Annotated in this window: 7 protein-coding genes; 5 read left to right on the top strand and 2 right to left on the bottom strand. The window is 75.5% G+C overall.

The genetic code is table 11. From position 1 onward, the window contains the following. Positions 1 to 32: 32 nt before the first annotated feature. Entirely contained in the window at positions 33 to 989 is a 957-nt protein-coding gene (gene dapD, locus OG989_RS01960) for a 2,3,4,5-tetrahydropyridine-2,6-dicarboxylate N-succinyltransferase (protein ID WP_327029519.1), read from the bottom strand. A 118-nt stretch (positions 990 to 1,107) separates the two neighbouring features. Between dapD and dapE the strand changes: the two genes are divergently transcribed. Next, a complete protein-coding gene (dapE, locus tag OG989_RS01955) occupies positions 1,108 to 2,181 on the top strand; it encodes a succinyl-diaminopimelate desuccinylase (RefSeq protein ID WP_151456226.1) in 1,074 nt (357 codons plus the stop codon). Between the two features lie 86 nt (positions 2,182 to 2,267). On the opposite strand, the gene OG989_RS01950 is transcribed toward dapE, so the two are convergent. Continuing rightward, positions 2,268 to 2,429: a hypothetical protein gene (locus OG989_RS01950; RefSeq protein ID WP_192581507.1), complete on the bottom strand. Its 162-nt coding sequence runs from the start codon at positions 2,427 to 2,429 to the stop codon at positions 2,268 to 2,270. A 309-nt stretch (positions 2,430 to 2,738) separates the two neighbouring features. Here OG989_RS01950 and OG989_RS01945 point away from each other — a divergent pair, with 309 nt between their 5' ends. The 4 genes from OG989_RS01945 (at position 2,739) to OG989_RS01930 (ending at position 11,228) form a co-directional block, all read left to right on the top strand. Next, positions 2,739 to 3,599: a TIGR00730 family Rossman fold protein gene (locus OG989_RS01945; protein ID WP_151456227.1), complete on the top strand. Its 861-nt coding sequence runs from the start codon at positions 2,739 to 2,741 to the stop codon at positions 3,597 to 3,599. Between the two features lies 1 nt (position 3,600). After that, the gene (locus OG989_RS01940) at positions 3,601 to 4,146 is read left to right on the top strand and encodes a TIGR00730 family Rossman fold protein (RefSeq protein ID WP_132231057.1); all 546 of its coding nucleotides are present in this window, start codon (positions 3,601 to 3,603) and stop codon (positions 4,144 to 4,146) included. Positions 4,147 to 4,218: 72 nt separating this feature from the next. Beyond that, a complete protein-coding gene (locus OG989_RS01935) occupies positions 4,219 to 7,755 on the top strand; it encodes a PD-(D/E)XK nuclease family protein (protein ID WP_442791905.1) in 3,537 nt (1,178 codons plus the stop codon). Next, on the top strand, positions 7,752 to 11,228 hold the full coding sequence (locus tag OG989_RS01930) for an ATP-dependent helicase (RefSeq protein ID WP_327029518.1): 3,477 nt from the start codon (positions 7,752 to 7,754) through the stop codon (positions 11,226 to 11,228). The genes OG989_RS01935 and OG989_RS01930 overlap by 4 nt, the downstream gene beginning before the upstream one ends. Positions 11,229 to 11,401: the final 173 nt, after the last annotated feature.

Below are 11,401 nucleotides of genomic sequence, written 5' to 3'. Positions count from 1 at the left end.
CGCGGCCGACCGCGGGCCCGGCGGGGCGACCGTCAGTCGTTGGCGTGCAGCGCGGCGTTCAGCTCGATGCCCCTGCCGCTGCGCTGCTTCGCCTCCAGCGCACCGGTCACCGAGTTGCGCCAGAACAGCAGGTTGTCCACCCCGGACAGCTCGCGGGCCTTGACCACCCGGCCGTCCGGCAGGGTGATCTTGGAGGCGGCGGTGATGTAGCAGCCGGCCTCCACCACGCAGTCGTCGCCGAGCGAGATGCCCACGCCGGCGTTCGCGCCGACCAGGCTGCGCTCGCCGATGCGGACCCGGTCGGTGCCGCCGCCGGAGAGGGTGCCCATGATCGAGGCGCCGCCGCCGATGTCGGAGCCGTCGCCGACCACCACGCCCTGCACGATCCGGCCCTCGACCATCGAGGTGCCCAGGGTGCCGGCGTTGAAGTTGACGAAGCCCTCGTGCATGACGGTGGTGCCGGCCGCCAGGTGCGCGCCGAGGCGCACCCGGTCGGCGTCGGCGATCCGCACGCCCGACGGCACCACGTAGTCGGTCATCCTGGGGAACTTGTCCACCCCGTACACGGCCAGGTGGCGGCCGGCGGACCGCTCGATGACCCGCAGCTCGTCGACCCGCTCCGGGGGGCAGGGCCCGGCGGAGGTCCAGGCCACGTTCGCCAGCTTGCCGAAGATGCCGTCGAGGTTGAGCTCGTTGGGTCGCACCAGGCGGTGGGAGAGCAGGTGCAGCCGAAGGTACGCGTCGGCGGCGTCCTTGATCGGCTCGTCCAGCGAGCCGATCACGGTGACCACCTGGACGGTACGCAGCCCGGGCAGCGCCCGGTCGCCGACCGCCCCCGGGGGCAGGTCCAGCACGTCCGCCTCGTCCTCGCCGGCGACCAGCGGCAGCTCGCCGAGGCCCAGCTTGCCCGTCGGATACCAGGTGTCGAGCACCTGGTCGTCAGCGGTAACGGTGGCCAGGCCGATGCCCCAGGCGGATTCGGACGTCACTGATTCACCTCTCGTTCGTGCTGCGGGCCGGCGAGCCCTCCGCGCCCCGCCTCCCGCGCGGGCCGCCCCGGAACGCTCGCTCCACGCGCTCGCCGGATCTGACGGTACCGTGCGAACCATGGAGAACCCGCTGACCCCCGAGGTCCTGGCCGATCCGGTGGCGCTGACCCGCGCGCTGGTCGACATGGAGTCCGTGTCCCTCAACGAGAAGGCGATCGCCGACTGCGTGGAGGAGGTGCTGAGGGGCGTACCGCACCTGACCACGTACCGGCACGGCAACACGGTGATGGCGCGGACGGACCTGGGCCGTGACCAGCGGGTGGTGCTCGCCGGTCACCTGGACACGGTGCCGCTGAACAACAACTTCCCGTCGACCACGCGCGGCGACCTGATGTACGGCTGCGGCACCTCGGACATGAAGTCCGGGGTGGCGTTCGCGCTGAACCTGGCGGTGAGCCTGCCGGACCCGCGCTACGACGTGACGTACTTCTTCTACGAGGCCGAGGAGATCGAGTCGAAGTACAACGGCCTCTTCCTGGTCGCCGACGCGTACCCGGAGTGGCTGGAGGCCGACTTCGCGCTGCTGCTGGAGCCGACGCACGGCATCGTCGAGGCGGGGTGCCAGGGCACCATGCGCGGGGTCGTCACCACCACCGGCGTACGCGCCCACTCGGCCCGTTCCTGGCACGGGGTGAACGCGATCCACGCGGCCGGCGAGGTGCTCGACCGGCTGACCAACTACGAGGCGCGGCGGGTGACCATCGACGGCTGCGACTACCGGGAGGGCATGAACGCGGTCCGCATCCACGGCGGCGTGGCCGGCAACGTGGTGCCCGACCGGTGCGAGGTCGAGGTCAACTACCGGTTCGCGCCGGACCGGACCCCGGCCGAGGCCGAGGCGCACCTGCGCGAGGTCTTCGCCGGCTTCGACGTGCGGGTCACGGATTCGGCCGCCGGCGCCCCGCCCGGGCTGGAGGCGGCACCCGCCAAGGAGTTCCTCGCCGCGGTCGGTGCCGCGCCGATCGGCAAGCTGGGCTGGACGGACGTGGCCCGGTTCGCCGCGATGGGCATCCCGGCGCTGAACTTCGGCCCCGGCGACCCCAACCTGGCCCACCATCCCGACGAGCACGTGGAGATCAGCAAGATCCGGGAGGGCGCCGTCACCCTGCGCCGCTGGCTCGCCTCTTCCTGAAGCTCCCCGCGCGGGGCGTGCCCCGGATGGACGGAAGGTCCGCGTCGAAGGACGCGGACCTTCCGTGCACGGTGTCGTCGGTGCGGTCAGACGGTGGTGGACGCGTCGGCGGAGGGCCGGGCGTCGGTCTGGCCGCCCTGGTCGGTGGACGGTTCCATCAGGCGGGCGCGGCGGCGCTCGGCCACCACGTCGCGGATGCGGCGCTGCATCTGCCGCCGGATCCGGATCATCTCGCTGTTGCTGATCACGCTGACTCCTCCCCCGAAGGCGCGCGCCGGGGCATACCCGGTATGTGAATAGTAAGACGCCCGTGCGACCGAATTAGTTGCCCAAGATCCGGAAAAATATTTCCGATCGTCGCCCGGCCCGGCCCCGCCCGTCGCCCGAGGTGGCCGCCGAGGTCGCGTCGTCCGTCGCCGGGGGCCGTGCCGTCGACGTCCGAGGCCGCGTCCTCCGGCGCCCGGGGGTGGCGTCGTTTGTCGCCTCGCCCGTCACCTGCGGCGGCCCGGCTCACGGTGCGCGCACCTGGCGGGTGCGGCTCCACTACGGTTGCTCCCATGGGTCAGAGCAACGGGCGGGAGGCCGGCCGCGAGCCGGGACAGGAACGGCACCGGGGGGCCGTGACGCTGCGGCGGCAGGCGATGACGGGCAGCACCGCCGACCAGCGCCTGCTCGATTCGCGGGGGCGTGAGGACTGGAAGACCAAGGACGCCTGGCGGGCGCTGCGCATCCTCTCCGAGTTCGTCGAGGGCTTCGACACCCTCGCCGACCTGCCCTCGGCGGTCAGCGTGTTCGGTTCCGCCCGCAGCCACCCGGATAGCCCCGAGTGCCAGCTGGCCGAGGCGCTGGGCGCTGCCCTGGCCCGGGCCGGCTACGCGGTGATCACCGGCGGCGGGCCGGGCGTGATGGAGGCGGCCAACCGGGGCGCCAGCGAGGCCGGTGGGCTGTCGGTCGGCCTCGGCATCGAGCTCCCCTTCGAACAGGGGCTCAACGACTGGGTCGACCTGGCCATCGACTTCCGCTACTTCTTTGCCCGCAAGACCATGTTCGTCAAGTACGCCCAGGCGTTCGTCGTGCTGCCCGGCGGGTTCGGCACCATGGACGAGCTCTTCGAGGCGCTCACCCTGGTGCAGACCGGCAAGGTGACCCGGTTCCCCGTGGTGCTGATGGGCGCCGACTACTGGAGCGGCCTGCTCGACTGGCTGCGCGACACGATGGCCGCCGACGGCAAGATCGGCCCCGTCGACCTGGAGCTGATCTGCGTGACCGACGACGTCGACGCGGCGGTCCGGCACATCGTGGAGGCCGAGGCCGCCCTCAACGTCGAGCAGGAGGCGGTCCGCGAGGAGGCCGTCGCCGTCACCGCCGCCGACCAGCAGGCCGCCGCCGAGGCGGGCGACGAGAACCGGAAGCGCTGACATGGCGGCGATCTGCGTGTTCTGCGCCTCCTCCCGTACCCTCGACCAGCGCTGGCTGGACCTCGCGGCCGAGACGGGCGCGGAGATCGCCCGGCGCGGGCACACCCTCGTCAGCGGCGGCGGGTGCGTCGGCATGATGGGCGCGCTGGCCGACGGGGCGCGGGCCGCCGGCGGCCGGACGGTCGGGGTGATCCCGCAGTCGCTGGTCGACCTGGAGGTTGCCGACCTGGCGTCGGACGAGTTGCTCGTCACCGACTCGATGGCCAGCCGCAAGACCCTCATGATCGACAAGTCGGACGCGTTCCTCACCCTGCCGGGCGGGCTCGGCACCCTCGACGAGCTGTTCGAGGTCTGGACGACCGCCACCCTGGCCCTGCACGCCAAGCCGATGGTGCTGGTCGACACCGACGGCTTCTACCGCCCGGTGCTCGACTGGCTGGGCGCGCTGGCCGACCAGACCTTCCTCAAGCCCGCCGGCCTGGGCCTGCTCACCGTGACCGACACGGTCCCCGCCGCCCTGGACACCCTGGAACTCCAGCTCCTCTGACGGGGGAGTGCGGGTTGGTCCCCGGCGGGGTGGCGGGGTGGGGGTGTCGTACCGGCGTGGTGGGATGGACGGATGCAGGCGTACCGGCTGGTGCGCCGGCCTGCGGAGGCGGTCCGGGGGGACCACCGGCCCGGCGGGCCGGCCCGGGGGGACGGTCGGTCCGGGGGGCCGACCGGGGGTGAGCGGCGGTCCGGAGGGCCGACGGAGGGTGAGCGGCGGTCCGGGGGGCCGGCCGACGGGGACGCGCACCGTGGGGCGGCGCGGCTGGCCGATCCGCGCCAGGTCGAGATCGTGGCGCACACCGACGGGCCGATGCTGGTGCTCGGCGGTCCCGGCACGGGCAAGACCGCCACGCTGGTCGAGGCCGTCGCCGCGCGGGTGGCCGAGGGCGTCGACCCGGAGCGGATCCTGGTGCTCACCTTCGGCCGCCGGGGCGCCACCGCGCTGCGCCAGCGGATCGAGGCCCGCGTCGCCGAGGGCGGGCACCGCGTGCTGCGCGAGCCGCTGGTGCGCACCCTCCCGGCGTACGCCTTCGGGCTGCTGCGGCGGGCGGCGGCCGAGCGCGGCGAGCCGTCCCCCCGGCTGCTCACCGGGCCGGAGCAGGATCTGATCATCCGCGAGCTGCTCGACGTGGTCGGCGAGGCGCCCGACGACGACCCGGTCGGCTGGCCGGAGGACCTGCGCCCCGCGTTGCGCACCCGGGCCTTCGCGGCGCAGCTGCGCGACCTGCTGATGCGCGCCGCCGAGCGGGGCGTCGGTCCCGTCGAGCTGGCCCGGCTGGGCGAGAAGCTCGGCCGCGCCGACTGGCCCGCCGCCGCGCGGTTCCTGCGGGAGTACGTGGCCGTGCTCGCCCTGCGCGACGTCAGCAACCGCGGCTCCGTCGCGTACGACCCGGCCGAGCTGGTCCGGGCCGCCACCGGAATGCTGCTCGACGACCCCGAGCTGCTCGCGGCCGAGCGCCGGCGGCTGGCGTACGTCTACGTCGACGAGCTGGCCGACACCGACCCGGCCCAGCAGGACCTGCTCGCGACGGTGGCCGGAGGCGGCAAGCCCCTGGTCGCGTTCGCCGACCCGGATTCCTCCACGTACGCGTTCCGGGGCGCCGACCCGGCGGGGGTGGCCACGTTTCCGCACCGCTTCCGCACCGCCTCGGGAGCGCCCGCGGCACAGGTGGTGCTCACCACCTCCTACCGGGCCGGTGCCCGCCTGCTCGCCGCGTCCGGCCGGCTGGCGCGACGGCTGCGCGGTCCGGCTGCGCACCGCCGGCTGCACCCGCTGCCCGACGCGCCCCCCGGCGCGGTCGAGGTACGCACCTTCCGCTCGGCCACCAGCGAGGCGGCCTGGCTGGCGCACGCCCTGCGCGAGGCACACCTGCTCGGCGGCGTGCCCTGGTCGGAGATGGCCGTGCTGGTGCGCTCCACCGGGCGGCAGCTGCCCTCGCTGCAACGTGCCCTGCACGCCGCCGGGGTGCCCACCGTCGTGCACGGCGAGGACCTGCCGCTGCACCTGCAACCGGCGGTCGCGCCGCTGCTGCTCCTGCTGCGCTGCGCCCTGGAGCCCGAGCGGCTCGACGAGGAGGCCGCCGTGGCGCTGCTGCACTCGTCGCTCGGCGGCGCCGATCCGCTGGCCGAGCGGCGGCTGCGGCAGGGGCTGCGCGCCCTGGCGCTGGCCGGCGGCGACCGCCGGCCCTCGGGCGAACTGATCGTGGAGGCGCTGCGCGACCCGGCCGGGTTGGCCGGGATCGAGCGGCACTGGGCGGAGCCGGCGCAGACCGTGGCCGGTCTGCTGGCCGTGGCCCGGGAGTCCGCCGCGCGGCCCGGCGCCACGGCGGAGGACGTGCTCTGGGCGGTGTGGCGGGCCACCGGGCTCGCCGAGCTGTGGTCCGCGGCGACCGGCCGCGGCCAGACGGTGACCGGCGAGGGCGACGTCGCGCGGCGCCGCCGCGCCGAGGCGGCCGACCGCGACCTCGACGCCGTGATGGTCCTCTTCGACGCGGCGGCCCGGTTCACCGACCGGCTGCCCGGCGCGCGTACGGAGGTCTTCCTCGACCACGTCCTCGGTCAGGACCTGCCGGCCGACACCCTCGCCCCGACCGCCGACCGGGGGGAGACGGTGCGGCTGCTCACCGCCCACGCCGCGAAGGGGCTGGAGTGGGATCTCGTGGCGGTCGCCGGGGTGCAGGAGGGCGTCTGGCCCGACCTGCGCCTGCGTGGCAGCCTGCTCGGCTCGGAGCGCCTGGTCGACGTGCTCGCCGGCCGGACGGCCGGCGCGGGCGTGGTGGCGGCCCTGGTCGGGCAGACCTCGGCGCTGCTCGACGAGGAGCGCCGGCTGTTCCACGTCGCGGTCACCCGGGCCCGGCGACGGCTGCTGGTCAGCGCGGTCGCCTCCGCCGCGGTGGGCGGCGACGACCACGAGGAGCAGCCGAGCCGCTTCCTCTACGAGCTGGGCCCCAGCGACCCGACCGACCCCACCGACCCCACCGACCCCACCGACCCGACCGACCCGTCCGCCCCGACGGATCCCACCGATCCGCCGGATCCGACCGGCCCGACGGATCCCACCGACCAGGAGGAGCCGGATCGACCGGGGGCGTTGCCGGTGAGCCGGCCGCCCCGGGCGCTGACCCTGCCGGCGCTGGTGGCGGAGCTGCGTACCGCCGTCAGCGACCCGGCCGTGACCTACGCCCGGCGGCAGGCGGCGGCTGCCGAGCTGGCCCGGCTCGCCGCCGCCGGGGTGGCCGGCGCGCACCCGGACGACTGGTGGGGGCTGCGGCAGCTCTCCGACGACCGCCCGCTGGTCGACGAGGGGGAGCCGGTCCGGGTCACCCCGTCGGCGATGGAGAGCGCGCTGCGGTGCAGCCTGCGCTGGCTGCTGGAGCGGCACGGCGGCAGCCCGCCGGCCAGCGCCGCCCAGGGCGTCGGCAACCTGGTGCACGCCGCCGCGATGCTCGCCGAGGACGCCAGCGCCGACCGGGGGGCGCTGCTGGACTACGTCGCCGCCCGGTTCGACGTCATCGAGCTGGCCGCCCGCTGGATGGTCGGTCCGGAGCACAGCCGCGCCGAGGCGATGGTGGACAAGCTGCTCCGCTGGCTGGCCGCGAATCCGCGCCGGCTGCTCGCCATCGAGCACGAGTTCGCGGTGCGCCTCGACGGCCCGCACCGGCCGGTCGAGCTGGTCGGCCGGGTCGACCGGCTGGAGGTCGACGAGGACGGCCGGCTGGTCGTCATCGACCTGAAGACCGGCAAGTCCACCGCCGTCACGGCCAACGACCTCGCCGAGCACCCACAGCTCGGCGCCTACCAGGCGGCGGTGGAGGCGGGGGCCTTCGCCGACTTCGGCGAGGAGTCCGGCGGCGCGGCCCTGGTGCAGCTCGGCACCGGCGCGAAGGACGCGAAGGAGCAGAGCCAGGCGCCGGCGGGGGAGGGCCCGGAGGCCGGCTGGGCGACCGCGCTGGTGCGGCGTACCGCGGATACGATGGCCGCCGCCACCTTCGCCGCGGTCGCCAACTCCAAGTGCCGGGTCTGCCCGGTGCGTACGAGCTGCCCGGTGTCCGGGCAGGGCCGCCAGGTGGTCGAGCCGCCGACCACCCGTCGTCCGGAGACGCCTTGACGCAGCCCGCCCTCTTCAGCAGCGCGACCCCTGCGCCCCGGGTCGCCGACGCCGGCCCCCGCTACACGCCGGTGGAGCTGGCGAAGCTGCTGCGGCTGCCCGCGCCGACCCGGGAACAGGCCGCGATCATCGCCGCCCCCGTCGAGCCGCTGCTGGTGGTGGCGGGCGCCGGGTCGGGCAAGACGGAGACGATGGCCGCCCGGGTGGTCTGGCTGGTCGCCAACTCGTACGTGCGGCCGGAGCAGGTGCTCGGGCTCACCTTCACCCGCAAGGCCGCCGGGGAGCTGGCGCACCGGGTGCGTACGCGGCTCGACCAGTTGGTGCGGCGGCTCGGGCGGCGGGGGCGCGACCCGCTCGACGACCCGCTGGCCGGGGAGCCGACCGTCTCCACCTACCACTCGTACGCGGGCCGGATCGTCACCGAGCACGGGCTGCGGGCGGGCTACGAGCCGTCCACCCGGCTGCTCACCGAGGCGTCCCGCTGGCAGCTGGTCGACCTGCTCGTGCGCAACTACGACGGCGACATGTCCGGCGTGGACCGGATGCCGAGCACGATCACCGACGCGGTGCTGGCGCTGGCCGGCGAGCTCGACGAGCACCTGGTCGACCCGGACGCGCTGGCCGCGTGGACGGGCCGGTTCTTCGCCGAGGTGCAGGTGCGCCCCGGCCGGGTCTACGCCGACGTGCGCAAGGCGCTGCAACTCCAGCAGATCCGGCTGAAGCTGCTCCCGCTGGTGCGCGCGTACGCCCGGCGCAAGGAGGACTTCGAGGCGATGGACTTCGCCGACCAGCTCGCGCGGGCGGCCCGGGTCGCCCGCGACCACCCGGGCGTCGGCGAGATCGAGCGGGACCGGTTCCGGGTGGTGCTGCTCGACGAGTACCAGGACACCAGCCATGCCCAGGTGGTGCTGCTCAACGCGCTCTTCGGCGGCGGGCACCCGGTGACGGCGGTCGGCGACCCCTGCCAGTCGATCTACGGCTGGCGCGGGGCGAGCGCCGGCACCCTGGACCGCTTCCCCACGGAGTTCGCCCGCGCAGGCGGTGCGCCGGCCGAGGTGCTCAGCCTCACCACGAGCTGGCGCAACCGGCCCGAGATCCTCGGTGTCGCCAACGCGTTGGCCACCCCGCTGCGGGCCGCCGGCGCCCGGGTGCCGGAGCTGCGCGCGGCGATGAGCGTCAAGGAGCCGGTCCCGCACCGCAGCGCCCGCGGCGCCGCCGGCGGCACCGTCCACTGCGCGCTGCTGCGGACGTACGCCGACGAGGCCGACTGGATCGCCGACAGCGTGCTGCACGCCTGGCGCGGCGCGGCCGGAATGCCCGGCGTGCTGCCCGAGCACATCCCGGTGCCGCTGCGGCCCACGACCGCCGTGCTCGTACGGCTGCGCAGCCAGATTCCGGCGATCGAGTCGGCGCTGCGCGAGCGCGGCCTGCCGGTCGAGGTGGTGGGCCTGGGTGGCCTGCTGGACACCCCCGAGGTGCGGGACGTGGTGTGCACGCTGCGGGTGCTGGCCGACCCGACGGACGGGGCCGCGCTGCTGCGGCTGCTGACCGGCGCGCGCTGGCGGATCGGGCCCCGTGACCTGGTGGCCCTGCACCGCCGGGCGAAGTCCATCGCGGCGGCTCGGCGCAGGCTCGCCGACGACGGCACCCCGGAGATCAGCCCGGACCTGCTCGACGAGGCGACCCTGGTGGAGGCGCTGGCCGACCTGGGCCCGGCGCAGGCGTACTCGGCGGAGGGCTACGCGCGGCTGCGGGCGTACGCCCGGGAGCTGGGCCTGCTGCGCTACCGGCTGGACCAGTCCCTGCCGGAGCTGATCGCGGACATCGAGCGGACGATCGGCCTGGACGTGGAGGTGGCGGTGCGGGCCGGCCGGGACGGGGCCGGGGACGCCGGCCTGGCGCGGGGCCACCTGGACGCGCTCGGCGACGTCGCCGCCCGCTTCAGCGGGGAGACGCCGGGCGCCACCCTGTCGGGGTTCCTGGCCTACCTGGCCGCCGCCGAGGACGAGGAACGCGGCCTCACGCCGGGCGAGGTGGAGGTGGTCGAGGGCGCGGTGCAGATCCTCACCGCGCACGCCGCGAAGGGCCTGGAGTGGGACGTGGTCGCGGTGGCCGGCCTGAGCCGGGGCGTCTGGCCGGGGCCGGTGCGCAACTCCGACCACTGGCTCGGCGGGCTGGGCGTGCTGCCGTTCCCGTTGCGCGGCGACGCCGACGGGCTGCCGGAGCTGGGCCTGGCCGAGGCCGAGGACCAGCGGGGGGTGGCCCGGGCGCTGGAGGACTTCACCGACGCCTGGCGGGCGCACGACGAGCGGGAGGAGCGCCGGCTGGCGTACGTGGCGGTGACCCGGCCCCGGCGGCTGCTGCTCTGCTCCGGCTACTGGTGGGGGGAGGGCACCAAACGGCCGCGCGGCCCGTCGGTGCTGCTGCGGGAGGTGCACGACGCCTGCCTGGACGCCCGCGCCGGGCACCTGGTGGACGAGTGGGCGCCGGAGCCGCCGGGCGACGCGGTCAACCCGACGACCGAGGTGGTGCTGCGCGCCGAGTGGCCGGCCGACCCGCTGGGCGCCCGCCGGCCGGCGCTGGCCGAGGCGGCAGCCCTGGTCCGCCGCTTCCTCGCCGACGGCGACCCGGCGGCCCGCCCACTGTCCGACGGGGACGCGGCTGCCCGCCCGCTGCCCGGCGGCGAGACGGCCGAACGGACGCCGTCCGGCGGCGACGACACCGCCGGGGTGGGCGCGGACCCGTCGGCCGACGACGCGGACGTGGCGCGGTGGCGGCGGGAGGCCGACCTGCTGCTCGCCGAGCGGGCCGAGCTGACCCGGCAGTCCGGTGCCGTCGAGGTGGCCCTGCCCGGCCAGCTGTCGGTGACCCAGTTGGTGGCGCTGCGCCGGGATCCGGCGGCGCTGGCCCGCGCGCTGCGCCGCCCGGTGCCCACCGAACCCAATCCGTACGCCCGCCGGGGCACCGCCTTCCACACGTGGCTGGAGCAGCGGTTCGGCGCCGACCGGCTGCTCGACCTGGACGAGCTGCCGGGTGCGGCGGACGCGGACGCGGCGCCGGACGAGGCGTTGGCCGAGCTCCAGGAGCGCTTCCTGGCCAGCGAGTGGGCCGACCGGGTGCCGGTCGAGGTGGAGGTGCCCTTCGCCACAGTGATCGCCGGAGTGGTGGTCCGGGGGCGGATGGACGCCGTCTTCGCCCGGCCGGGCGGGCGGTTCGACGTGGTCGACTGGAAGACCGGCCGGCAGCCCGCCGGCGTAGCCGCCGAGGTGGCCGCCGTGCAGCTCGCGGTCTACCGGCTGGCCTGGGCGGAGCTGGCCGGCGTGCCGGTGGAGCGGGTCGGCGCGGCGTTCCACTACGTGCGGGACGGGGTCACGGTCCGGCCGGCGGACCTGCTCGACGCGGACGGGCTGACCGCGCTGATCGCCTCCGTACCGGAAATTCCGGCAGACGGTGGTGCCGGGACGAATCCATGATAGGTTGGTCGCGTTGCAGTTATGGTTCCCAGAGACTCTGTGTGCGCCTGGAGGATTGTGGCCCAGGCGCTCTTTGTTGTGTCCGGAGTTCTCCGGGCGGGGCGACCAGAAGCGACAAGCGAGCCAGGCAGTTCCGCGTGGCGCGCTCCTCTTCGAGCCCGCAACAAGTGCGG

Source organism: Micromonospora sp. NBC_01740 (assembly GCF_035920365.1).
GTDB classification, from domain to species: Bacteria; Actinomycetota; Actinomycetes; order Mycobacteriales; family Micromonosporaceae; genus Micromonospora; species Micromonospora reichwaldensis.
The sequence above is the reverse complement of the archived record's forward strand: the minus strand, read 5'-3'. Positions and strand labels throughout refer to the sequence as shown.